This is a genomic window from Campylobacter sp. US33a, from assembly GCF_004378855.1.
Taxonomy (GTDB): domain Bacteria; phylum Campylobacterota; class Campylobacteria; order Campylobacterales; family Campylobacteraceae; genus Campylobacter_D.
In genome coordinates, this window is record NZ_RYYL01000001.1 from 162,070 (window position 1) to 186,504 (window position 24,435).

Here is a 24,435-nt window from a genome sequence, read left to right on the forward strand (position 1 = left end):
CCTTAGAATAAAATTTTAAAATTATATCCAATTTAAAGCATAATTTTAGCTTAAAATTTATAATCTTAAGAAATTATATAGATTTAAAATGGTGATGAGAATGCTTAAAATTCTAACAATTTTTTCGGCGGCTTTGACTTTGGCAATGCTTTATGCTCCACAACCCTTACTGCCTTTATTTGCTCAGTATTTTAACATCAGCTTAAATAAGGTTTCACTTATCATATCTTTTGCTTTAATTCCTTTGGCATTTGCTCCTTTAATTTATGGATATTTATTGGAAAAATTTTCATCAAAATATATTTTAATCACTTCGCTTTTTGCTTGTGGGATTTTGCAAATTTTTTGCACTTTTGCGAAAGATTTTGAGCTTTTTTTGTTTTTGAGAATTTTACAAGCCTTGTGTTTTCCTGCGATTTTAACGACTCTTTTAACTGTGTTGACTAGAACCCAGAGTGAGAATGTTCAAAAAAATGTTGCTTTATATGTGGGTGCTACAACATTTGGCGGGTTATTTGGTCGGGTAATGAGTAGTTTTTTAGCGGATTTATTTTCTTGGCAGATGAGTCTTAATTTTTTTGCTGTGTGTATGATTTTTTGTGCTTTATTATTTGTGCGTTTAAAGGATAATAATACAGTAAAACTTCAAAAACCTAACTTTTTTGATTTTATCCCTTTTGTGAAAGATTTTAAAATTTTGTTGATTTTTTGTAGTATTTTTGTTGTATTTTTTTCTTTCCAAGCCATTATGTCTTTTTTGCCTTTTTACGCTAAAACCCATTTTGAAAACATCAGTCAAGCCCAAATTGGATTTTTGTATATGGGATTTATTATGGGGATTGTAGTTTCTGCTTTTATTTCGCAAATTACGAAAATTTTGGGTTCAAAGACTAGGGTTGTGATTTTAGGGCTTATGCTTTATATTTTAGGGACTTTAATGATGGCTTTGCCAAGTTTTATTTTGGTTTTTGGAGCTATGTTTGTTTTTTGTGGTGGAATGTTTATTTGCCACTGCGTTTTATCAGCACTTTTGAATTTAAATTCAAACAAAAAAGGCATCGCAAATGGTTTGTATTTAAGTTTTTATTATAGTGGCGGGGCTTTTGGATCTATTTTACCAAGCTTTTTTTACCAAACTTTTGGCTGGCAGATGTTGTGTTTTGTGATTGCCTTTTTGCTTTTAATTATTTTATTTGTTTTTATTAGGTTTAGATATTATTATAAATAATTTTATTGTTTTTTTGTAGTGAAATCATAAATTTTCAAATGAATGATTTATAAAAATTTATAAATCATCGTTATGTTTGAAAATCGCGATTTTTATAAATCGTTTTTATTTTGACTTATACCACTTTGGTGGATTATATTCTAAAGGAATACCTTCAAATGTGGATTCACATTCTTTTAGATTTATAGCTTTCCAATTGTCTAAGTTTTGATTAAAACAAATAGCATCTTGAAAAGTTCTTACCATGGAAGTTACCTCGCTTACATCCCAAGTATCCAACTTGCCATTAAACGTAACGGCAGAGCGAAACATTGTGTCGATATTTTGTGCTTTGCTCATATCCCATTTATCTAAATTTTGATTAAAATATCTTGTTTGGTAAAACGTAGATCTAAAAGTTTTGCCATTGCTTACATTCCAAGTATTTATATCTTGGTTAAAATAATGTGCGTTGCTAAAGCAATTATTAAAATTTGTAACTTTGCTCACATCCCAAGTTTCTATCCCGCTGTAATCTTTACGATAAGAAGACCCAAAAACTCCAGATAAGTCTTCTAATTCGCTTACATCTAAAAGCCCCAAATTAATCTCATCAATCTTTACAAGCATAATGAGTAAATTTTTATCCTCTATTTTAATTTTTTGATTATTTTTAAGTTTTTCTGCTGCATCAATGAATTTTAAAAGCAGAGTAAAATAATCTTTTATTTCATTATCCATTTCTATAAATTCTATGTATTGGGCTAAATACTGGATAAAATCCAAATTCTCAAGGCGTTTATCATAATCATTATCCGGGCTTTTTATGTTTTTATGCTTACCTAAAAATATCATATATTCTAGCAAAGCTTTATTAAAATGACGATTGCTCATATAGTAATTATCTAATCTTATCAATTCAACCAATGCAAATATTAAAGGTATAGGACTTTTGTATATAGAATTTTCTACACTTAAAAAACTTTCTTCAAATTTAAAATAATTTTTTACCAAAATAAGCTTTGCGGTATTTTCATCAGTGAAAAATAAGAGCTCAAAATCCGCACCATTTTGCATATATAATTCTAATATTTCACACCTTTCTTCTTCGCGTTTTTCTAGTATCTTAAGATCTAATTTTTCACCTATAAAATAAAAATCATATTCCATGCTTTTACGCCAAAAATTATGCAAAATTTTATCATCTTTAACAAGTTCTTTAAAATTTGCTCCATAATTTATCAAAAGCTTAGCAAGATCTGCACGACCATTTTCCAATGCTAGTTTAAGATAATTTGTATTTTTTGATTCGATAAGCACTTTTTGTGGATTTTTGGCAAGTTTGGTAATAGCTTCTATAAGCTCAAAAGGTATAATATAAATACTACCAAATACCCCACCATAATAATCATCAGCAGTGCGGTAGTATTTATTAAGCATTGCTTTTTTATAAATTTTGCTAAGTTCTGCGTCGCTAAACTTTTTTTGTGTGTTTGTGTTTTGAAAAACCTCTAATGTTTTATTTAGTCTTTCTTTTAGCGTGTTAAAGGTTCTAAGAGTTTTTTCGGGGCGATGATTATACCTATTATTGTATTCATCGCTATTATCCTCTAAAAGCTTAAGAACTGCTAGTATTCCTATGTTGGCATTAGCTTTTTTATCAAATTCTTTTATCCAACGCGGAGGATTTTTTTCCAAAGGACATTTTTTAAAAATATCTTTATTTTTTAGTATAGTTTCGCTTGAAATTTGCCAAGAATCAATATTTTGATTAAAATTGCTATACGCAAACATTTCGTTGATTTTTTTCGCTTTTTTCATATTCCATTTACTTATATCTTGGTTGAAATTTAAGCAACGAAAAAACATACGCTCAAAATTTGTGCCATTGCTTACATCCCAAGTGCTAATATCGTGATTAAAATTACTGCACTCATAAAAACACTGACTAAAATCTTTGATATGCGAAACATCCCAAGTTTCTATCCCACTATAATCTTGTGCTATCTCATAACTAAAGACTTTATGTAAAGAATTAAGATATATAAGGCTAATTGAATTTAATGCTACTTTATCAATAAGTGTATTTCTTTCTTCTTGCGCTTGTTCTATTAAAAATACTAACTCATCGCTATTTGTAGGGCAATAACTTAAATTTTCTTTGATTAAATTTTCATTAAGCACTTTAGAAAAAATGGATTTTTCAAGAGCTTTTTCTGTGCTTTTCCCACCAAGTATATCTTCCAATAGATTTTTTAATTCTCCTATGCTGCTTGAATTTGCTATCTTTAGGGCAAATGATTTTCTCTCTTCATTGATTTCTTTGGCCATATTTTTTATGAGATTTTGACAAGTATCGATAGCATTTTGTGAAATTTTTATATCTTTTTTTGTGTGGATTAAACGCACTGCTTCAAGTATTTTCGCATTTTTTATCGCTTCTAAAAGCTCATCATCACTTTTTTCAAGCGCTTTACTTAAATCTTTATTTTTTAAAAGTGATTCAAGCATTTTATAAATTTCACCCAAATCATCTCCTAAAATAAAATTTTCAAGAAACCACTCATCAAATTCATTGCTAGTTGCTTCATAATAAGCAATACCCGTATCGTTTTCAAAGTCCTCTGCATACTCTCTAGGATCAGCATCCCATAACTCATTAGAATTTATAAAATCATCTAAATAATCTTTTATTGTTTGTAAAAGCTCTTTGCTAGGTTTTGTATCTAAAAATGCTTTGAAATTATCTAAGCTTTCTAAAATATCGGTATTAAAATCCATAATTTTTCCTTGTTTATAATCATCTCCAGCTTAATTTTAAATCAAGCCCTAAATCTTTGCCTAAAGTCTCAAAATATCTTAAGCCTTTATTTTGGCTAAGCCAAGCTATCAGTGCTTCTTCATCATCTAAATTGCCTTCATATCCGCATAAATCTGCTTCTTTATAAGTATCATACCACCAATCACCATGCGTATCTTCAAGCATTTCTTTAGCTTCTTCAAGCATTTCTTCATCTATTTTTACAGAATCTCTCATAAAATAAAGAATTTTAAAAGCTTCTTTGCACTCTTCTTTTAAAGCTTCTTCTCTAAAATCTTCAAGATCTATATTTTCAAGTATTTTATAAATTGCCACAACATAATAACTTGTTCCTTCCGTGCAATCTATATCAGTATATTTGCTAACTTCTTGTTGATCACTTACTCTGCCGTTTATATTTGCCCCTTGATTTAAAGCTTTCTTAAAAAGTTCAAAATCTGAAGTTGTAATCGCTTTAAAAAGCAAATCATTAGCTGTTTTAGTTTCTAGTTTTTTACCAAAAAGTAGTTCGTAAAAATTATCACTTACATGCTGCGTAACACCACATTCATAATCATTTCTTATGCAATTTACAAGCAAGTCTTGATCTTCTTTTGTGTAGTAAGTATCCTCACAAAGCAAAATATAAAGCTTTTCATCCTTTTCGTAAAGAAAAATAGAATCATCTTCCTTATCTTCATAGCATTCACAAATATAGTCTATAAATTCTTCATCAAAGGTAGTTTTGAGATTTTCGCATTCTACTTTTTTACTTCTATCAATACAAGTGATAAAAATCTTTATATAATTTTTTTGTTTTAAAAGTGTTTTGAAATGAATTTGATAAAAACCTTGAGAATGCCCAATAAAATGATGGATATTAAGATTTTCTAATTCCATAAGACCTCGATAAAAACAAGAATGCAACATCATATAGCCTTCTTTTGGGGCGAGATTTTTTAAAAAAGCTAAATTTTCTTTACGGCGTCCATCAAAAAATGCTCTATCAAAATAATCTTCATCTAAAAAATCATTACAAATTCGAGCATCTTCTAAGATAATGAAAGCTAAAGTATAATCTTTAATGTTTTTATCCCTAAAAATAAAGCATTGCACGCTTGCATTTTTGTCAATATTATTGATAGAAAAATTGCAATCTATAAGCTCTAAAGCTTGTTCTATTATGTTAAAAACATCACCACCATTTTGTGCAAAAATGATGTTATTTACCCTGTGAGAATCTAAAAAATATACTAAATGATAATTATCTTCTTCGGTTAAACTAAGCTTATCTATCAAGCCAAATTCAGGAGTATTAAAAGTTAAATCGTTTTTTTCATCTGTTTGATTTTTTTTGTAAAAAGGTAAAAAGCTTAAAATCTTTTCTTTGAAACTCATTTTTTCCTTTGAAACAAAATTTTGCGTTTTTTCTTCACTTTCTTTTATGATGCCTAAAATGTTTAAAATAAGCTCTACGCAAAAGATTTTTTCGCCTTTTACAAAGTTTTCATAAATGGTTTTTCCAAATTTATGGATTTCTGTAAATTCATCAGTTTCTAAGCAAGAAAGAAGTCTTGTTTTGCTAATATCTTTACTTTCTTTGCCTAAAAATCCCATAAAGCGATTTTGTATGCTAAATTCATCATAAACAAATACTTCCCCCTTTGTTACTTGCCAATCTTTAAGCTCAAATTCTTGTATGAAATTGACTCTTTTTTCTTTATCTAAATTGATACAAGATTTTAAAAGCTCTAAAATTTGCTCTAGCATTGTAAAAGTTTTGTTTTTGACTAAAAATTCTTTTGGAACAATTTTTTCTAATTTTTGTAAAGCTTCTTTTTCACTTTCAAAAAGTCCTAAAATATTGTTTTTATAAAATTCTAAATTTTCATTAAAATGTTCTAAATTTAAAATTTGCATTTTTTCATAAAGCTCTTTGCTTTTTTCAAGTCGTACAATTTGTTCTTCAGTGATTTTTACTCCACTTTTTAGTAAGCATAAAAAGCTTTGTTGGTTAAGCTCAAAAAGAATTCTTTTGTTTTTTAAATTAAGCGCATAATGAACATTTGTACCAAAAACAGGATAAATTGCGAAAATATTTATTTTTTCTAAGCTTTTTTTACTTACGCTTTTTTGAAGTAAATTTGCAAATTCTTCACTATAAATCAAATCATAACTTTGATATTCATCTAAAATATCATAAAGGCTCGAATTTTCGCCACTTACTTGCTCTAAAATTTCTTCAAAAAGTATGTTTAAAGCATTAATGCTAAGTTTTTCATTTAATTTTTCATTCAAAAATTCATTTAAATTTTCTTTAGCTGTATCTGAAATAAATTCTTCATCATCGTTTTCAAAACTGCTTGGTGTTTTGATTTGTTCTGGCTTATTTTTGTTATTTAAATGATTGTTTTTTAATAATTTCTCTAAAAGTTTATAGTCAAAACACTCAATCTTACCGCTAACTTCATCGCCCATTAAAGGAGTTTCTATCCTGCCATTTTGTGTGTAATTTACTCTTTGATAGTTTAAAAGTTTTGGCTTGCTATCTGAGCTTATTTGAAAAAAATCCACCATTTCATCATCTTGCCATTTTTCATTTAAGTCCAAATCTTCCATATTTTCAAGTGCGTTTAAGCGATCTAACCCATTAGTCACCAAGCAAGTATATAAAGCTAAGCCGATTTTTGTTAAGATTTTATATCTAGGAAAAGAAACTATAAGTGCTTGATGATCAATTTTTATATTATGTAATTTTTCATAAGATTCGCAAAGGCTGTGTAATAAAAAATAATAAAAATTTTTCATTTCCCTGATCGTTTCTATATATTTATGCTCTACTTTTGCACCTGCTATTAAGAGATTATAAAAATACTCATGATTGTTATTGATTTTTTCTTCATTTTTGATAAAACCCACGCTTTGTTTGGTTTCTGTACTTTGCAAAGGCATAAATAAAATAAGATCAACATCTTTATAATAAAGGCGACTTTTTACATAGGCTATAAAATCTTTCATTTTTTCGTCGATTATTTCTTGGCATTTTTCTAAATCACTCGGCGAAAGGGCGTTAAATTCTTCAAAGCTTAAATTTAAAACTTTCATCAAGGCATTTTGTCTTGCTCTTTCTTTAAATATTTTAAGTGCCTTATCTTTTGGTTTCATTGCGCCACTTTGCTCAAATTCGTCTTTGTAGTAATTTTGCATTGCGTCCATTTGCCTTGCAAATTCAAGCATAAGTTTTTCATCAATTCCTTGAAAATGATTTATTCCACGAAATGCTTCAAGTTTATTTGCGTCGCTATTTTCTTCGTCTTCTTCATCACTATCATCATATTCTTCATCATCTTCATCTTCCTCTAAATTTAGCTCACCATTTTGAAATTTTTCATAGAGATTAAAAAAATCTTTTAAAATAAATTCACTCAGTGCATTAATATAATCAAAAACAATCGTAGTTACACCTTCTTTATAGCACCAAATGCAGAGCTCTCCTTGTAAGCGGATAAATAGCATCATATCGCTATTTTGTATGATCTGCATAGCTTGTGCATTTTCTTCTAATCTTGAGGGAATGCTTTGATACTTTTCTCTTTCTTCTATCTCTACACTAAAAGTACTTTTTTGCATAATCATTGCAAAAGTATCAAAAAAATTCTCATCAGTATCTTGTATCTCAAAATAACAAATTTTATCTTTTTCATAGTTTGTGTAGCGCATAAAAAACCTTTCGTATTTAAGCTTTGAGTAAATTTTCAAACCAAGATTTTAAGTCTTTTATCTCTTCTTCTTTGAAATTTTCGCAAAGAATATCTATCGCATTTTTGCCATTATTTGTATAATTTACATCAATGCCGTATTTTTTAAGATCTAAAATTAAAGTTTCATACAATGCAAGTTTTTCTTTATTATCCTTTAATTCTTTTCTGTCATATCGTAAATTTCCAGCAATAAACATTAAGGCATTATAACCATTTACAACATTTTCATCGCAGACGATTACATCATTAGTATTAGCTCCTAGTTCTAAAAAAAATTGTATATGAGCAAGGCGTATAGGGCTTATTGGGGGAAAAATCACGGATAAAAATGGAGTATAGCCACATTCATTAATCGCACTAAACGAAGCACCATTTTGCACTAAATAAGTCAGCGATTTTTTATCTTGCTTTAAATCTCTAGCTCTAAATTTGCAATAATTTCTATAAAAATATTCTTCATCACTATACTTAGCAAAATAATGCAAGACATTATCTTTATCATCAAAATCTTGATAATTAAAGTTAATTTTTGTGGTTTCTTTTATCGTTTCTAGCATTTGTTCAGAATTTGCTCCTTCACAAGCATGATAAAGAAGGTAAGCAAAATTCCAAGCGCTATCATTTAAAGGTTCTAAAAATTTACAAAATGCACTTTCATAGTCGTATTTATTAAGGAATTTTTTAAGTTTTTCTGGATCGCCTTCATCGAGTATATCTTGCAATTTTTTATAACTGCTTTTCATTGTGGCAAAGCTTAGGGTTTTAAAACCTTTGATTTGCTCCTTTGCTAAAGCTTTATTAATTCCACCTTTTACAAAAGCACCAGTTTTTGGATAAGAGAGAGCATAATCTAAGGCAGTAGAGTCATTTGCATCTTTTATACCCATTTTTACACCAAATTTGATTAAAAGATTAATAGCGTGTTGTTTATCGTCAAAAGCAGCACATATAAGCGGTGTTCTACCGGCTTCGTATTTATAGTAAAAATTGCTTTCTTGGACTTCTTCTTTTATTCTTTCTTCTTTGTCATAATCAATTTCTTTTATCCAAGTGCCTTTTTTTGTTAAGACATTAAGATCTAAGCCAAGAGATTTTGCCGCTTTTATCATAGGAATTTTACAATAATGCAATGCAGTTCTACCAAAACGATCATAATGTAAGCAATCGCAACCTTTTTGCACAAGATAAATGATATTTTTTACCCCAGCACTTGAAATGATGCGGTGTAAGGCGTTATGGTTGTTATAACCTTTATCTATCGTGTTTGGATCAAAGCCTAGTTCAAGCAAAACATCAATCATTTCTGTTGTGGGATATTCGCAAGCTGTGGCAAAATAAGAACTAGGATGAGCTAATTTATATCCGTCAAAAAAACTTTTATCAAAATGTGCTAAATACGCCTTTGTTTGCTCCACTTCACCGCGCGATAGGGCTTTGTCAATTTCATCATGCGCTATATTAAGAAGTGAAGGATTTTGTTTATATTCTTGTGTTGTATAAAATTTTGCTTTGATTTTATGCACAGGTTTTGGAGCTTTTTCTAGAAGTTTTAAAATTTTATAAATATCGCTATTTTCTACTTGCATACCTTTATAAAAAGCTTTATCGTCCCAATACTCTTGCTCTAAATCGCTTACCATATTTTGGGCTTGTTGAATGAATTCAAAATCCACCGCTCCGCCACCAGAGAGTAAATTTTGCACTTCTTCTAAATTTGCTTCTTCTATCGCAGCTTTGAGTGCTTTTTTCTTGATTGTTTTTGCCATTTAATAATCCTTTTAATTTATTATTAAAATTTAGATTATTTTAACTAAAAATTTGTTTTTTTTTTTTTTTGAATTTTTTACTTTTGCTAATTTCTAAAAGGGAATATTTTCAGAATGATACATCTTTACAATCGTATAGTTTCAGCCTTAAAAGGCTGAGGTTTTTAAATTTTATACTCAATATTCTTTTCAAATTCATTCAAACGCTTATAAATGCTTCTAAGCTCGGTGATACTAGTCCAATTTGTGATAAAAACACTAAAAGAACTTCTAACTTGATCAAAGGCATTGTTGATTTGTATCACAACTCCAAGCATGATAAGTCCGCCAAAAAGACTAGGTGCCATAATGATAAAAGGAACGATAACAATGGCTTGCTCAAATAAATAAAGCCAAATATTAAAATAACCATAATGTAAAAAAAGCCTTTTATAATTAAATTTAAGCCCTGTAAAAAGCTCTATCATGGTTTCTTTTTTAGCATAATTTAAACGATCATCTTCTGCATAGACTAATTCTTTTCTAAAAGCTGCTTCGGCTTTTTGATTGTTGTATTCAAGTCCCGGCAGTTTAATACCTACAAACCAAGAGATAACAAGTCCGCCCAAAGAAATTAAAAGTGCGACATAAACAAGCAAGCCATTTGTATCTTTTAAAAAATAAAAAGGCGAATTTTTGTCTAAATTTGCAAACAATCCTGCACTTACCATATCGCTTAAACCCCATAAGATAGGTACAAAAGCAACCAAAGTCATCAAAGCCCTTATAAAAGATAGCCCCAAACTTTCAACAAGCTTAGAAAAACGATAAGTATCTTCTTGAATTCTTTGCGAACTTCCTTCTATATTATCATTTTTATTTTTCCAAAATTTAAGATAAGAAAAGGTCATTGCTTCACGCCATTTAAAAGCATAAACACTTGCAAAATAAATATTAATCGTAGCGATTAAAACATAAGGAAAAGCGATAGCTAAAAATACAAAAATGAGTGCGTAAAAATCACTCAAATCATAATAAGGCTTTTCTATCATAGCAGGAGTATGAAAAAAATACTCTAATAATTTTTGATAATAAAAAATCGCAAATTTATTGATAAAATTTGCATTTTCTAAATTTGCCTTAGCTTTTGCGCTGGCTTTTTGTGCGTTTTGTAAAATGCTTTTTAGTTTATCATCGCTTAGGCGTTCATCTTTATTTAAGGCATTTTTTACCATTTGGCTAAGTTTGCTTAAATTTTGTTCTTCTAAAAAATTATTATCTTTTAAAATCAAAAGGATTTTTTCGCTCATTTCATCATCATTGTTGATTTTATTTTGCTCATTTTGAGTATTAAGTCTTGATGTGTTTTCTTGTTCTAAATCTTGCATTTTTTTAGCTTTGGCTTTTTCATAAACCACGCTTTCATTGGCATCTTCATTTAAATTTAATTCCCTAAGTAAAGCAGGGGTGATTTTAAACTCATCTTTGAAATTTTCTTCATTAAATTCTAGTTTTATGGCCGTAATTTTTGGTTTTTGTAAAGCATTATAAAAATCATTATACCAAGCATTGATAGCAACATTTAAACTTGTTTGTATATATAAGAAAAACAAAAGTAAAAAAAGTCCCAAATAAGCCCATAGGATCCATTTTTTAGATAGAAAAAAAGATTTAAACACATTTATCCTTGATTTAAATTTTAAAAAAGTAATTTTACAAAATTTTTCTAACCAAAGTTTTATTTTTTATTTAAAAAATCCTTGATATTGTAATTAATCGGCAAAATAAAGGTGATTTGGTTTGAATTTTTAAGCATTTCTTGAGGTGGTTTTGGCAAAGGTGATGCTCTTGTTATGAGATTTATAGCTTCGTTGTTTAAAATAGAATGTGGGCATAATTTTTTTATGTTTTTACTCGTTACATTGCCCAACTCATCGATACTCACTTTGATATTAACCTTTCCTTCTTGTTTGTTGATGAGTGCTTCCTTGGGATACCTTTGAAATTTTAGCAAATGTGCCATAAGCACAGCTTGATAGTTTTGAATTTGCTTTTTAGCATTTCCGCTTACTAGGGTTTGTGTTATTTTTTCCTCGCTTTTTATGGGTGCACTTAGGCTTTGATCCTTTGCTTTAGAATTAGGCGAATTGGTGTTGTTTGTGATGGAATTTTCTTTTTTGTTTTTTTCTGTGATTTTGTGTGAAAATTCAGCACTGGCTTGTAGTTTTGTTTTTTCTTTTAAAAAATCATTGCTAATAGAGCTTGGCTTATGATTTATCTTTGTATTTTGACTTTGTATGCTTTGTTTTTGATTGATTGAAACCTCTTTGACTTCTCCTATAGGAAGTTCTGAAATTATCATTATGGATTCGAATTTTTCACCCTGTTTGAGATTGAGCCCACTGTTTAAATTTTTGTTAAAAGAGGGCGTAAAAAATAACAAAGAAAAAACCAAAATATGCAAAAATAAAGATACACTTAAGCTTATTTTGAAAATCATTTTGCATTTTCCTTTTGAGAAACTAGGGCTATTTTGGTGTATCCTTGTTCTTTGATTTTATCCATCAAGCGTATGATTTTATCGTATTGAACTGATTTGTCGATGTGAAAATATATGATTTGCTCTTTATCGTTTTTGCTTTTTTCGTTGATAATTAAAGCTAGGTTGTCTGTGTTAATTATGATTTCATTAATGGCAATTTCATCTTTTTCATTAAGATAGACAACGATGGGGTTTTTGGGTTTTTCTTCGTTTTGCTTGGAGCTTTTTGGAAGTTCGACTTTGATTGAATTTGTTATAATTGGTGTAACTGCCATGAAAATGATAAGCAAAACAAGCATGATATCTATAAAAGGCGTTACATTGATTTCGCTTAATTCTTCCTCTTCTTGAATGTAAATCATTGTTGCTCCTTTGAAGTATTTTCTCTATCAAATAGTAGGTAAAGTGTAATGATGTTTTCGTTTAATAAATGTGAAAAATGGGTATTGAGTTTTAATAGATAATTGTAAAATAAAACAGCAGGTATTGCAACGACTAATCCTAAAGCTGTAGCAAATAAAGCTTCAGCAATTCCAGGTGCAACTATGTTTAAGCTCGCATTTTGTGCTTTGGCGATATTGATAAAACTATGCATTATACCCCAGACTGTTCCAAATAGTCCTATAAATGGAGCACTTGAACCAACTGAAGCTAAAAAAGACACACTTTTTTTGACTTGTGTGATGATGTTTAGTGATTTAAGTTTTAGTCTTTGTTCTATACGGTTTTTTAAATTTTTATCATAAATGGATGATTTTTCTAACTCATCTTGAATTTCTTTGTAAAATTGCAAAGCAAGACTTTTATCATTAAGACATAAATTATGAAATTTAGCGTCTTTAAAAAATTGCCTATCTTGTTTTAAAATTTTAAAATATTTAGCATAAGTGATGAATTTATAAATAAAAATCGCCCAAGTGAGCACAGAAAATAAAACGAGTATCCATATAACTATTTTAACGATAATATGTGCGTGAAAATACAAGTCTTTAAAACTTAAATTTATTGTTTGTTCAGCGCTTACTTGGGTTAGATTGGCATCATTTGCCAATAAAACATTTGTCAGTAAAAAAAGCAAGATAATCATTTGTGATATTTTTTTCATTGTTTTCCTTAATATTTGTATTCAAAACTTACTATAAAAGTGCGACCGCGAGCGGAGTTGTTGTAAATAAATATAGGATCAAAAAGTCCACCTGCATTTTGGCTATCGCCTGTATTGTAAGCATAAAGTGCGTCCATATAATTTTCATCGAATAAATTTTGCACTTCTGCTTTGATATTAAAATTTTTAAAAAGCTCATAACTTGCATAAAGATCGATTATGGTAGGTATTTTAGGCAAATCATCTGTGGTTTTAAGTGGCGCCATAGCATCTGGATTACTTGGATCATCTTCTAAACTTCCAATAGGAGCTATTCTTTTTGCCTTTCCTGTGTATTTGGCTATTGCTCCTATATTAAGCTTTTCTTCGAGTAATCTTATTCCTATATCAAGATTTGCATAATGCTCTGGAAGTTGAGCAAACTGGCTTTGACCCGATTGTGCGCCTCCGGTTTCTAAAGACTCTGTGTCTGAGAATTTGTGTTTGGATTTTTGATAGGTATAAGATAGCGTGGAGTAAAAAACTTCCATATCATATCTAAATTCAAGCTCAACGCCGTTAAATTTTGCCTTTTCATCATCATTAAGCTGCATTACAAAAATGGCATCGTCAGCCTTTTGCCAATATCTTCTATTGTAAATATAATTTTTTACCGAAGTATCATAATAAAGTACTTTTAAGCCAAAAGTATCATCATCTTTTAAAAGCCCATGTGTAAAAGAGTTAAAGCCTATTTGGTAGGTATTGGCACTTTCTTGTTTTAAAAAAGTGTTCATATTGTGCTCAAATCCTGCATCGTGAGTGAAGAAGTATTCTTGAACATTTGGAATTCTATGGCTTTTTGAATACGAGATGAAGGGATTAAACAATGGGTGCATATTAGCTGAAAATACAAAAGAATAATTGAAATTTTTGTAATTTTTTTCAATATTTCCAGCAGTTTTAGGTTGGCAATAAGAATTATATATGCTGCATACTCCCTTATAGCCACTCAAATCTGCATCAAGCCAATTTATATTTGAATTTAAGGTAAAAATTCCATAGGTATAGCTTGTATCAATATAAAAAGTTTTGATATCTTGTTCGCCTTTTGGATAAAAGGCTGTGAGTATATAAGGAAGTAAAACTCTATCTCGCGGAAAATCATTACTATAATGATTGTTTAATAAATTAAGTCCATAAGTGAGATAAAAATTAGACTCTAGGCTAATTTCTTTACTCATTGTATTGCTTAAATCAAGAGTTAAGGCTCTATTTTTGGTTTTTACTCCACTCATATCATGATAGCCCCAAGTTGAACCTTGATTATATTTTTGTTTCCCATCATTATAAGCCATTAAAAATTTTAAATCCAAAAGATTTGAATTTGGTGTAAAACGATAATCAAGCTGATAAGTGTCATTTGTGATTTTTCTTCCTGCTAGATTATTATGATAACCACGATAACTTAGTATTGCTTTTATTAGCTCTGATTGGTATTCTGCTTTAATGAGCTGACTTCTTGGCTGATTGTAGAGATTTTTTGGATTGATGGGTGCAGGTAAATTTGTGTCAGGAATTCCATCATCATCACTATCAAATGGAGGTTGCTGATCGCCTATATAACCTCCACCTCCGACTTTGTAGTTTTGAGAAAGATTTTGTCCACTATAACCAAACAAAAATCCCACACTTGCACCATTTTCAAGTAAGGTTTTAGCTGCCACAGTTCCCATGAAATTTGGTCCTATAGCATTGCTTCCATAAGAATATTTTCCTAAAAAGCCAAAGGTATTTCCATCGCGCACCACATCATCTACACCTATGGTTCTAAAATTAGCCGAGCCCATTAGGGCATTTGCTCCGCTTGCTCCTTTAAAAGTTCCCCTAGTAATATCAACGCCAATTAAGAAATTTTTATCAATAGGAGCGCTAAAACTTGAAGTTCCAATTTGTCCATGAAAACTATCATCACTGGCAGAGCCAAAAAAAGTTTGAGTTACCCCATCAATTTGCGTATTTACTCTACCCAAGCCTGTCATACCACGAATATTTACAGAAACTCCACCTTGAGCTTGATCAACTTGTGTATAGGCTCCTGGTATGCTTCTGATGATAGAATCTATGCTTTGAGTGCCGCCACTTAATCCTTCCCTTGTGCTTATTGCTTCTGGGCTTATGAAAGGTTTTTCTTCATTTTTTAATTTTGAGCCAGAAATATCTAGGGTATCAAATTCTATTTCTTCGCTAAAGGCCAAGTTGGCAAAAGATATACTAATAAAGCAAATTAAACTTAATTTTTTCATTTTCTTTCCCCATAGACGAATATATAATCAGCATCTTGATATTCTAAATCATTTTTATCAAAATTAAATATCACCACAGCGACTTTTTTATCGCTTTTAAAATCTTTTATATGCAAGGGGATGCCTATTTTTTTGCTCACATGAAATTTTCCTGCAATCAACACGATTTTGTTTGGGTTATGCACTAAGATATCTGCCATTCTTCTGTCTTTAAATTGCTGAATTTCTACGAGTTTTGTGAGCATATTTTCATCTTTTAACTCATGAGTAAGTGAAATTAAATTTTTAATTTGCTCTTTTACGGCAATTTGTGTCGATAAATTGCCATTTAAAGGCACTACGCCATTATAAATTTGTTTGATTTCTTCTTTAGATAAATTTGCACCAAGTAAATTCATATCAGAATAAAATGTTAGATTAATAAGCTCTTGATATGCTTTATAATCCCAAGCTTTATCCCAATTTAACTCCGTTTGAAGTTCTGAAGGTGTGATAGTATTTTTGTTTTGCTTAGCCTTGTTAAGCTTTGTTTGGTTGGCGCTTGCAAACATTTCAAATGCTATATCAAGAGAAATTTTGTGCTTGGAGCAATACTCATTTAAAGCTTGTATAATCATTATTTCACTTGCTTTGTGTTTGGGTTCATCGTGTCTTTCTCCTAGTAAGATGATATCGTTTTTCAAGAGCTCATTGAAAAAATCATCAAATGAAATTTGAGTTTTATTTGCACTTGAGAGAATGTAGAAATTCTCATTTTCCTTCAATGGTTTTTGTGTGTTAAGTCCTGTGCAAGCATAAAATAATAATACGCTAAAAGCAAGTAAAAATTTTGCCATTTGTTTTTCCTTTTTTTGATATAAAATTGATATCAAATATTAATATTATAAATTTAAAAATATACTTAAAATAATGAATTTAAATTTATATAATCAAAATATTTGTTTATAATTTTTAATTTTTTTTGATTTTAAGTATCATTTATATAATTTAAAAACAAAATAAATGAGTAAAATTCCTGATGGTAAATTAGTTTAAATTTGTTAGAATGCGTGAAAAATTTAATCTAAGGATAAAAATGAAAAATCTTTTAATCATAGGCGCAGGCGGAGTAAGCCGTGTAGCCACCGTAAAATGTGCAATGAATTCTAATACTTTTAGCAAAATTACCTTAGCTAGTAGAACTAAAAGCAAATGTGATGAAATAGCAGCTTTTATAAAAGAGCGTTTGGGTATAGAAATTCAAACTGAGCAAATAGATGCAGATGACACCACTGCTGTTGTAGAACTTATCAAAAAAACAGGAGCTGAAATTTTACTCAATGTGGCTTTGCCTTATCAGGATCTTACTTTAATGGATGCGTGTATTCAAACTAATATCCACTATGTAGATACTGCAAATTACGAACATCCTGATTTAGCAAAATTCGAATATAAAGAACAATGGGCAAGAAATGATAAGTTTAAGCAAGCAGGAATTTTAGGGCTTTTAGGAAGCGGTTTTGATCCTGGTGTTACAAATGTTTTTTGTGCTTATGCACAGCAAAATTTATTTGATGAGATTTCTTACATAGATATATTAGATTGCAATGCAGGTGATCATGGTTATGCTTTTGCGACTAATTTTAATCCTGAAATTAATTTAAGAGAAGTTTCTGCTAAGGGGCGTTACTGGGAAAATGGTGAATGGATAGAAACACAGCCTATGGAAATAAAAATGGAATGGGATTATCCTGAAGTAGGTGTAAAAGATAGCTATTTGCTTTATCATGAAGAGCTTGAAAGCTTGGTAAAAAATATCAAAGGCCTAAAAAGAATTCGCTTTTTTATGACTTTTGGACAAAGCTATCTTACTCACATGAAATGTCTTGAAAATGTTGGAATGCTAGGTATTAAACCTATAATGCATCAAGGAAAAGAAATTGTGCCGATTGAATTTTTAAAAACCTTACTTCCTGATCCTGCAAGTTTGGGTCCTCGCACAAAAGGTTTTACAAATATTGGTTGTGTGATCCGTGGTATTAAAGATGGCAAAGATAAACAAGTTTATATTTATAATGTTTGCAATCACGAAGAATGCTATAAAGAAACTGGCGCACAAGCAGTAAGCTATACAACAGGCGTTCCTGCAATGATAGGCACAAAATTAGTCGCTAAAGGAATTTGGCAAGGTAAAGGTGTGTTTAATATGGAAGAATTTGACGCTAAGCCTTTTATGGATGAGTTAAATATTCAAGGGCTACCTTGGAAAATCATCGAAATGACTCCAAGTTTGGGAGAATAAATTTAAAAAAGCCCTAAATTTGGGGCTTAAAATTTTTACATTCTTTATTTTATCTATAAAAGTTAATATTTTCCAAATTTTTCATATTTTTTATAAATTTTTATGATTGTTTAAGTTTTTTTATAATTTTGACCATATTTTAAATTAATAAGGAGATAAATTATGAAAAAAACTATTATTAGTAGTAACTTTTGCTTTATTTATTGTGGGCTGTGGAAGTAAAGAGCCGCCTGTCGAAATTGAAACTTTTGAACAATACAATCAGCTACTTTACTCGAATTCTAAATTTTTAAAAATTACCTCTTTAGTGGATTCTGTTACAATTACTAAGATAATTCCAAATCGCGGAAAATGTAAAATTGGCGGAGTGCTAGATAACCGTGATATAAAAATTAATAAAACTTTAAAATACGGAGAAGTATGGAATTATATTCCACTACGAGGTTGTGATAAGTTGTTGGAAGTTAGGGTTGAGACAGATCAAGGAGAGTGGGATTTTAAATTTTAAATAACTTATTCCGCATAAAGCGGAATAAGTTATTTTATAGGATGAAGCTCGTTTGCGTAAAAACTAACTGATCCCATACCCTCTTTTAAAGCCCATTCATAAGCTTTTGCAACAAAATCCCAGTTAATATGAGTGTAAAATTTCTCTAAATAAGCAGGACGAGCATTGCGATGATCTACATAATAAGCGTGTTCCCAAACATCTACAACGAGTAAAGGAATTTTATCTTCAGTGATAGGTGTAGCTGCATTTGAAGTGCCTACAAATTCTAATTTTTGATTTTTGGTGTTATAAACTAGCCAGAACCAGCCGGAACCAAAAACTCCTGTCGCACCTTTGATAAACTCAGATTTGAAATTATCCAAAGAGCCAAATTCTTTTTCTAAAGCCGCTTTTAAATCGCCTTTTACTTCACAGGTATTTGGAGTAATGCAGTCAAAATAAAAATCGTGATTATAAACTTGAGCTGCATTATTGAAAATTCCACCATTTGAAGTTTTGATAATATCAACAAGTTCTTTACCGACAAATTGTGTATCTTTGATGAGATTGTTAAGATTATTCACATAGGTTTGATGGTGTTTTCCATGATGATAATTAAAGGTTTCAGCACTTAAAAAATCGCCAAAAGCATTGGTGTCATAAGGTAATTGTCTTAATTCAAACATAATTTTCTCCTTTTAATAAATTGGGTAAAAGATTGTAGCATAAAATCATTAAAAGAGATAAATAGTCTGATTTAAATTTTTCATTTTCAAATACGAATGAATATTTTATTTGCTAAAATAATGCGAAAAATATTTAGGGAAAAAATGAGTCTTGAAAATATCTTAGAAACTCTTGCAAAAAATCACAATCTTAGAAGTCTAACACCTCTAAAACACGATGGAAATTTCGTTTTTAAAAATAACATTAAGCTTTTAAATTTAGCGGGAAATGATTATTTAAATTTAAGCTCTTCTAAAACTTTAAAAGATGAATTTTTAAGTACTTTAAAAGATGAAAATCTGTTTTTTTCAAGTTCAAGTTCAAGAAGCTTGAGTGGAAATTTTGAAATTTATGAAGAATTTGAAAGCTTTTTAAAAACCAAATTTAAAGAAAAAGAAATTCTACATTTTAATAGCGGTTATCATTTAAATATCTCTTGTATTGCCGCGCTTGCAAGTATCCCAAATACACTTTTTTTGGCTGATAAACTTATCCATGCGAGTATGATTGATGGGCTTGGAATTAGTGGAGCGAAATTTTTTCGTTTTCGTCACAACGATATGGAACATTTGGAAAATTTAATCAAAAAACATTATGAAAATTATGAACAAATCATCATTTTAAGCGAAGCATTATTTAGCATGGATGGTGATTTTTGTGATTTTAAGGCTTTGGTTGCCTTTAAAGAAAAATACCCTAAAATAAAACTTTACATCGATGAAGCCCATAGTGTGGGGTGTTTTGGTGATGATGGTTTGGGGCTTGTTAAGGCTTTAAATTTGGAAACAAAGGTTGATTTTTTGGTTTTTACCTTTGGTAAGGCCATTGCTTCTATGGGGGCTTGTATGATTTGCGAAAAGCCTTTTAAAAACTTTTTTATCAACAAAGCAAGAGCTTTTATTTATTCTACTGCACTGCCACCTATTAATGTAGCTTGGACGAAATTTATTTTTGAAAAAATGAGTAAATTTAAAGAAAAAAGAGAAAATTTACAAAGCTTGGCAGAGTTTTTTAAAAACAAGTTCATACAAAAAAATCATCAAATTTTAGGCGATAGCTATATCATTTCTTTGCTTTTAGGAGAAAATAAAAAAGCCATAGAAGTGGCAAAAAAACTCGAAACAAATGGTATTTTTGCCCCAGCTATTAAAGAGCCAACCGTGGCTAAAAATACAGCTAGAATTCGCTTTTCCTTACATGCAGGACTTAGTAAGACAGATTTAGAGAAAGCGATAGAACTTTTATGAAAATAACTCATTTAATCAAAAATAAAAACTCAAAAGAGCTTATCTTAGTATTTGGTGGCTTTGCATCACATCCTAGCCATTTTTTGCATTTAAAAAGTGATAAAAATGTGGTTTTGGTTTGTGATTATGAAAATTTAGACTTTAAATTTGATTTAAGTCCTTTTTCTAAAATCACTCTTATAGCCTTTTCTATGGGTGTTTGCGTGGCAAGTAAAGTTTTAAAAGATATGGAGTTTTCGCAAAAAATTGCCATCAATGGCACAAATTTTGGCATAGATAAATTGAAAGGAATTTATCCTGTAATTTTTGCCAAGCAAATTAAAAAATTTGAACTTTCAAGCTTTAAAAAAGCCTTATTTAAAGGGCGCGAAAATGAAGCAAAAAATTTTATTTTTAAAGATGAAAAAGATTTAAAAACCGAGCTTGAAAAACTTTTCGAATTTGCCTTAAAAGAGTGTAACAAAGATTTTATTTGGGATAAAATTTACTCAAGTAAGACGGATGAAATTTTTCCGCCAAATGCTTTGAAAAACGCTTTTTCCAAGCTTATTTTTTTAGACGAACCGCATTTTGCTTTTTTTCATTTTAAAACTTGGGATGAAATTTGAATTTTTTAAAAGCAAAAAATTATGCAAAACACGCAAAAGCGCAAGATTTTATGGGTTTAAAGCTTTGCGAAATTTTAAGAGAATCAAAACTCACGCATTTTGAAAAAGTATTTGAATTTGGTTGTGGTAGGGGCGAGTTTAGTAAAAAGCTTGAAAAAATCATTACTTTTGATGAGTATTTAAAAAATGATATTTTGGATTTTAAAGAAAATTCTAACACTTTAATTTTTGATATGAATGAAATTGCAAAACAAAATTTAAGCAAGCAAAAATTTGATCTCATCACTTCAAATGCGAGCTTACAATGGCTTGATTTAAAATGCATTTTACCAAGTCTTAGGGATATGCTTAATGAAAATGGTATTTTACTTCTTTCTACTTTTGGAAAAAATAATTTAAAAGAAATTAAGCAAAGCACGGGTTTGGGTTTAAATTATTTTAGTGTAGATGAGCTAAAGCAAATTTTTACAAGTCATTTTGGTGAAGTAAAAATTACGCAAGAGTTTATAAATTTGGAATTTAAAAGTGCTTTAGATGTTTTTAGACATTTAAAATTTAGCGGAGTAAATTCTTTGGGGTTTTATCCTTTAAATAAGGGTTTTTTAAAAGAATTTGAAGAAAAATTTCAAAACAAAATTACTTATCATTCTATTTTTATAATATGCAAAAAAAGAGTAAAATAAGTTTTTTGTTATATAATTATTTATTTTTTATAAAGGAGTTTTAATGAAAAAGATATTTTTTATCTTAATGATGAGCGTTTTTTCACTTAGTTTAAACGCCGAAAAAATCAGTATTTTTGTCGCATCTTCTGCTTCTAAAGCCATGAGTGAAATTAAAGATGAGTTTTTAAAAACACATCCAGATGATGAAATAGAGCTTGTTTTTGGTGCTTCAGGAAAGCATTATCAGCTTTTGACGCAAGGAAGGGAATTTGATCTCTTTTTTTCAGCTGATGCAAAGTATGCCGCACAAATTGCAAAAGATAATAATGCAATTAGCAAACCAAAAATTTATGCTTTAGGCGTTGTGGCTTTGTATAGTTTGGATGAAAATTTACTTAACGGTGGCATTGAAAAATTGAGCGAAAAAGCAGATATTATTTCACATTTAAGTATAGCAAATCCAAAAGTTGCACCTTATGGAGTGGCTGCCACGCAAACACTTGAAAAACTAGGACTTGATAAGATTTTTAAAGATAAAATTGTTTTAGGCGATAATATTTCTCAGCCTGTGGTACATGTAGACACTGGAGTGGCACAAGTTGGCATCGTGGCTTATTCTTTGGTTTCACCCGTAAATAAACCCAAAGGAAAAGTGGTTTTAATTAATGAAAAATATTTCACTCCACTAGAACAAAGTTTTGTTATCACAAAATATGCCAAGAATAAAAAATTAGCTACCCAGTTTGCTGATTTTGTAAGTTCTAAACAAGGTAAAGATATCATTAAAAAATATGGATTTAACACACCTTGAATGCTTTAAATGGTAAAATTATAGATCTTTTAAATGAAGATGAGATTGTCATTGTTAAGATCAACATTAAAGAGCAAATTTTTAGTGTTTTAATGCTTGATCTTAATTCTTTACAAGATCTAAAAATAAGCTCAAATATTCAAGTGCTTTTTAAAGAACACGAACTTAGCTTTGCCTTGCCAAATTCCATTTTAAGTGTTGAAAATTCATTCTCGGCTAAAATTAAAAGTATTAAAAAAGGCAAAATGCTATGTCATGTATTTTTTGATTTTAAAGGTGATGAAATTTCAAGCATTATTACCAAAGAAAAGGCTTTAAGGCTTAATCTTAAAGAAGGGCAAGAATGGCTTTGTTTTGTTAAGGCAAATGATATTATTTTAAGGGCAGTTGATGGATAGTGATTTTTTACAAACCTTGTATCTTACTTTTAAACTCGCATTTATCACTACTTTTATACTTTTTTTCATAGGAGTTTTTTTAGCCTATCTTTTAAGCTTTGTGAAATTACCTTTTAAGAGCTTGGTGCAAACCCTTGTGGCTTTGCCTTTGGTTTTACCGCCTAGTGTTTTGGGCTTTTATTTGCTTGTAAGCTTTTCAGCAAATAGCTTTTTGGGGCAGTTTTTAAAAGAATATTTAAATATTTCTTTAGTTTTTACTTTTCAAGGTTTGGTTTTTGCTTCTTTAATTTTTTCATTGCCTTTTATGGTAAATCCTTTGCAAAGTGCCTTTTCATCGGTAAATAAAAACCTACTTGATGCTTCTTACACTCTAGGAAAGAGTAAAATTTACACACTTTTTAGAGTGATTTTACCCAATTCTAAAGTGGGAATTTTTAGCGCTTGCGCGATGAGTTTTGCGCATACCGTTGGCGAATTTGGTGTTGTGATGATGATAGGTGGACATAAAAAAGGCGAAACTTTGGTTGCAAGTATAGCAATTTATGATGAGCTTGAAGTCTTAAACTATACTTTAGCGCATCAATACGCTTTTACTTTGTTTACGCTTTCTTTTATCATACTTTTAAGTCTTTATTTTGTCAATAAAAAATTTACTCTATAGGTTTATTTTATGATAAAAATTGATATAAAACTTCCCCTCGATACCGCAAAAGGCAAAAAAGAATTAGTTTTTAACACACATTTAAGGACAAATGAAATCACTGCTATTTTTGGAGAAAGTGGCGTAGGAAAAACGACTCTGCTAAAAATCATTGCAGGACTTATAAAACCTGAATTTGGACGTATAGAAGTGGAAAATGAGCTTTGGCTTGATACCCAAAAAAATATCAATTTATCTATACAAAAAAGAAAAATCGGTTTTGTTTTTCAAGATTATGCCCTTTTTCCAAATATGAGCGTAAAAGAAAACATTTCTTATGCTGCAACTTCAAAGCAAAAGGTAGAAGAGCTTTTAAATTTGATGAATTTGGAAAAGTTAGCTAAAATTTATCCTAAAAATTTAAGCGGAGGGCAAGCACAAAGAGTGGCTTTAGCAAGGGCTTTAGCAAGAGAGCCACAAATTTTGCTTTTAGATGAACCTTTGAGTGCGCTAGATTTTAAAATGCGTTCCTTTTTACAAGATGAGTTGATGAAAATTTTACAACATTTTAAAATTACTACTTTATTGGTTAGTCACGATTTGGCTGAAATTTATAAGCTAAGCCATAGAATTTTAGAGCTTAATAATGGCAAAATCATCAAAGATGCAAAGACAAGTGAATTTTTCACTCAATCAAATTTAAGTGCGAAATTGCGTTTAAGTGCGACTTTACTTGAGATTAAAAAAAGTGATATTTTAGTCGTTTTTACTTTACTTTTAAATCAAGATATTATTAAAATCACACTTAGCGAAGAAGAATTTTTAAAATCTTACAAAGATATAAAAATCGGCGATACACTTTTACTTTCCATGAAAGCCTTCAACCCTATCATTGTGGGAAAAATTTAAGAAGGTAAGTCTTTAAATCCATTTGAAATTCCTTTAAAATTTAATACAAATGCGTAAATTATAATTATTTTCTTGTTTAATTTTAGCAATAATTTGGCAATTTATCTCAAAATTCCTACTAATGAAAGCTAGGAATTTCGCGTTTTAATCTTTCTTTTTTTAATATTTTTACCATCTTATCAAAAAATGCCTATATTTTGTTTCAAACCACACTC

General features: G+C 29.7%; 20 protein-coding genes. 10 read left to right on the plus strand and 10 right to left on the minus strand.

All coding sequences use genetic code 11. The annotated features are described in order from the left end of the window. Nucleotides 1-100: 100 nt before the first annotated feature. Nucleotides 101-1,228 (plus strand): MFS transporter, encoded by a 1,128-nt coding sequence (locus ELQ16_RS00815; RefSeq protein ID WP_134237680.1) that lies wholly within the window; start codon nt 101-103, stop codon nt 1,226-1,228. 105 nt (nt 1,229-1,333) lie between these two features. Here the strand turns inward: ELQ16_RS00815 and ELQ16_RS00820 are convergent, their stop codons facing one another. From ELQ16_RS00820 to ELQ16_RS00860, 9 genes are all read right to left on the minus strand, one after another. Beyond that, complete coding sequence (locus ELQ16_RS00820; protein WP_134237681.1) at nt 1,334-3,988, minus strand: BspA family leucine-rich repeat surface protein; 2,655 nt, start codon at nt 3,986-3,988, stop codon at nt 1,334-1,336. Between the two features lie 19 nt (nt 3,989-4,007). Continuing rightward, nucleotides 4,008-7,727 carry a hypothetical protein gene (locus ELQ16_RS00825; RefSeq protein ID WP_134237682.1) on the minus strand — a complete coding sequence of 1,240 codons (3,720 nt, stop codon included), beginning with the start codon at nt 7,725-7,727 and terminating at the stop codon, nt 4,008-4,010. Nucleotides 7,728-7,743: 16 nt separating this feature from the next. Next, nucleotides 7,744-9,534, minus strand: a complete 1,791-nt coding sequence (locus tag ELQ16_RS00830; protein WP_134237683.1) for a hypothetical protein — start codon at nt 9,532-9,534, stop codon at nt 7,744-7,746. A 164-nt stretch (nt 9,535-9,698) separates the two neighbouring features. Further along, complete coding sequence (locus ELQ16_RS00835; protein WP_166739633.1) at nt 9,699-11,192, minus strand: putative transporter; 1,494 nt, start codon at nt 11,190-11,192, stop codon at nt 9,699-9,701. Between the two features lie 59 nt (nt 11,193-11,251). Further along, on the minus strand, nt 11,252-12,013 hold the full coding sequence (locus ELQ16_RS00840; RefSeq protein ID WP_134237685.1) for an energy transducer TonB: 762 nt from the start codon (nt 12,011-12,013) through the stop codon (nt 11,252-11,254). After that, nucleotides 12,010-12,417, minus strand: a complete 408-nt coding sequence (locus ELQ16_RS00845; protein WP_134237686.1) for a biopolymer transporter ExbD — start codon at nt 12,415-12,417, stop codon at nt 12,010-12,012. The genes ELQ16_RS00840 and ELQ16_RS00845 overlap by 4 nt, the downstream gene beginning before the upstream one ends. Continuing rightward, entirely contained in the window at nt 12,414-13,160 is a 747-nt protein-coding gene (locus tag ELQ16_RS00850; protein ID WP_243832556.1) for a MotA/TolQ/ExbB proton channel family protein, read from the minus strand. The genes ELQ16_RS00845 and ELQ16_RS00850 overlap by 4 nt, the downstream gene beginning before the upstream one ends. 8 nt (nt 13,161-13,168) lie before the next feature. Then, the gene (locus ELQ16_RS00855) at nt 13,169-15,445 is read right to left on the minus strand and encodes a TonB-dependent receptor domain-containing protein (RefSeq protein WP_134237687.1); all 2,277 of its coding nucleotides are present in this window, start codon (nt 15,443-15,445) and stop codon (nt 13,169-13,171) included. Further along, a complete protein-coding gene (locus ELQ16_RS00860) occupies nt 15,442-16,281 on the minus strand; it encodes a ChaN family lipoprotein (protein WP_134237688.1) in 840 nt (279 codons plus the stop codon). The genes ELQ16_RS00855 and ELQ16_RS00860 overlap by 4 nt, the downstream gene beginning before the upstream one ends. A gap of 239 nt (nt 16,282-16,520) precedes the next feature. Between ELQ16_RS00860 and ELQ16_RS00865 the strand changes: the two genes are divergently transcribed. Both ELQ16_RS00865 and ELQ16_RS00870 read left to right on the plus strand, forming a co-directional pair. Beyond that, the gene (locus ELQ16_RS00865) at nt 16,521-17,726 is read left to right on the plus strand and encodes a saccharopine dehydrogenase family protein (protein WP_134237689.1); all 1,206 of its coding nucleotides are present in this window, start codon (nt 16,521-16,523) and stop codon (nt 17,724-17,726) included. Nucleotides 17,727-17,931: 205 nt separating this feature from the next. Continuing rightward, on the plus strand, nt 17,932-18,234 hold the full coding sequence (locus ELQ16_RS00870; RefSeq protein WP_134237690.1) for a hypothetical protein: 303 nt from the start codon (nt 17,932-17,934) through the stop codon (nt 18,232-18,234). 29 nt (nt 18,235-18,263) lie between these two features. Here the strand turns inward: ELQ16_RS00870 and sodB are convergent, their stop codons facing one another. Continuing rightward, nucleotides 18,264-18,902, minus strand: a complete 639-nt coding sequence (gene sodB, locus ELQ16_RS00875) for a superoxide dismutase [Fe] (protein WP_134237691.1) — start codon at nt 18,900-18,902, stop codon at nt 18,264-18,266. Between the two features lie 144 nt (nt 18,903-19,046). Here sodB and ELQ16_RS00880 point away from each other — a divergent pair, with 144 nt between their 5' ends. From ELQ16_RS00880 to ELQ16_RS00910, 7 genes are read left to right on the plus strand one after another with little or no spacing between them, the layout of a single operon-like run. Beyond that, nucleotides 19,047-20,189 (plus strand): pyridoxal phosphate-dependent aminotransferase family protein, encoded by a 1,143-nt coding sequence (locus ELQ16_RS00880; protein WP_134237692.1) that lies wholly within the window; start codon nt 19,047-19,049, stop codon nt 20,187-20,189. Beyond that, nucleotides 20,186-20,797, plus strand: a complete 612-nt coding sequence (locus ELQ16_RS00885; RefSeq protein ID WP_134237693.1) for a pimeloyl-ACP methyl esterase BioG family protein — start codon at nt 20,186-20,188, stop codon at nt 20,795-20,797. The genes ELQ16_RS00880 and ELQ16_RS00885 overlap by 4 nt, the downstream gene beginning before the upstream one ends. Continuing rightward, a complete protein-coding gene (gene bioC / locus ELQ16_RS00890; protein ID WP_134237694.1) occupies nt 20,794-21,480 on the plus strand; it encodes a malonyl-ACP O-methyltransferase BioC in 687 nt (228 codons plus the stop codon). Before ELQ16_RS00885 ends, bioC begins: the two co-directional genes overlap by 4 nt. A gap of 43 nt (nt 21,481-21,523) precedes the next feature. Then, the gene (gene modA / locus ELQ16_RS00895; protein ID WP_134237695.1) at nt 21,524-22,273 is read left to right on the plus strand and encodes a molybdate ABC transporter substrate-binding protein; all 750 of its coding nucleotides are present in this window, start codon (nt 21,524-21,526) and stop codon (nt 22,271-22,273) included. Next, complete coding sequence (locus ELQ16_RS00900) at nt 22,270-22,671, plus strand: molybdopterin-binding protein (protein ID WP_134237696.1); 402 nt, start codon at nt 22,270-22,272, stop codon at nt 22,669-22,671. Before modA ends, ELQ16_RS00900 begins: the two co-directional genes overlap by 4 nt. Further along, nucleotides 22,661-23,332 carry a molybdate ABC transporter permease subunit gene (gene modB / locus ELQ16_RS00905; RefSeq protein WP_134237697.1) on the plus strand — a complete coding sequence of 224 codons (672 nt, stop codon included), beginning with the start codon at nt 22,661-22,663 and terminating at the stop codon, nt 23,330-23,332. Before ELQ16_RS00900 ends, modB begins: the two co-directional genes overlap by 11 nt. Before the next feature lie 9 nt (nt 23,333-23,341). Continuing rightward, the gene (locus ELQ16_RS00910) at nt 23,342-24,220 is read left to right on the plus strand and encodes a sulfate/molybdate ABC transporter ATP-binding protein (protein WP_134237698.1); all 879 of its coding nucleotides are present in this window, start codon (nt 23,342-23,344) and stop codon (nt 24,218-24,220) included. Nucleotides 24,221-24,435: the final 215 nt, after the last annotated feature.

Excerpts from the sequence above, each read along its gene's own strand:
- ELQ16_RS00815 (WP_134237680.1), top strand. The coding sequence starts at position 101 with ATGCTTAAAATTCTAACAATTTTTTCGGCGGCTTTGACTTTGGCAATG.
- ELQ16_RS00820 (WP_134237681.1), bottom strand. The coding sequence starts at position 3,988 with ATGGATTTTAATACCGATATTTTAGAAAGCTTAGATAATTTCAAAGCA.
- ELQ16_RS00825 (WP_134237682.1), bottom strand. The coding sequence starts at position 7,727 with ATGCGCTACACAAACTATGAAAAAGATAAAATTTGTTATTTTGAGATA.
- ELQ16_RS00830 (WP_134237683.1), bottom strand. The coding sequence starts at position 9,534 with ATGGCAAAAACAATCAAGAAAAAAGCACTCAAAGCTGCGATAGAAGAA.
- ELQ16_RS00840 (WP_134237685.1), bottom strand. The coding sequence starts at position 12,013 with ATGATTTTCAAAATAAGCTTAAGTGTATCTTTATTTTTGCATATTTTG.
- ELQ16_RS00845 (WP_134237686.1), bottom strand. The coding sequence starts at position 12,417 with ATGATTTACATTCAAGAAGAGGAAGAATTAAGCGAAATCAATGTAACG.
- ELQ16_RS00850 (WP_243832556.1), bottom strand. The coding sequence starts at position 13,160 with ATGAAAAAAATATCACAAATGATTATCTTGCTTTTTTTACTGACAAAT.
- ELQ16_RS00855 (WP_134237687.1), bottom strand. The coding sequence starts at position 15,445 with ATGAAAAAATTAAGTTTAATTTGCTTTATTAGTATATCTTTTGCCAAC.
- ELQ16_RS00860 (WP_134237688.1), bottom strand. The coding sequence starts at position 16,281 with ATGGCAAAATTTTTACTTGCTTTTAGCGTATTATTATTTTATGCTTGC.
- ELQ16_RS00865 (WP_134237689.1), top strand. The coding sequence starts at position 16,521 with ATGAAAAATCTTTTAATCATAGGCGCAGGCGGAGTAAGCCGTGTAGCC.
- sodB (WP_134237691.1), bottom strand. The coding sequence starts at position 18,902 with ATGTTTGAATTAAGACAATTACCTTATGACACCAATGCTTTTGGCGAT.
- ELQ16_RS00880 (WP_134237692.1), top strand. The coding sequence starts at position 19,047 with ATGAGTCTTGAAAATATCTTAGAAACTCTTGCAAAAAATCACAATCTT.
- ELQ16_RS00885 (WP_134237693.1), top strand. The coding sequence starts at position 20,186 with ATGAAAATAACTCATTTAATCAAAAATAAAAACTCAAAAGAGCTTATC.
- modA (WP_134237695.1), top strand. The coding sequence starts at position 21,524 with ATGAAAAAGATATTTTTTATCTTAATGATGAGCGTTTTTTCACTTAGT.
- ELQ16_RS00910 (WP_134237698.1), top strand. The coding sequence starts at position 23,342 with ATGATAAAAATTGATATAAAACTTCCCCTCGATACCGCAAAAGGCAAA.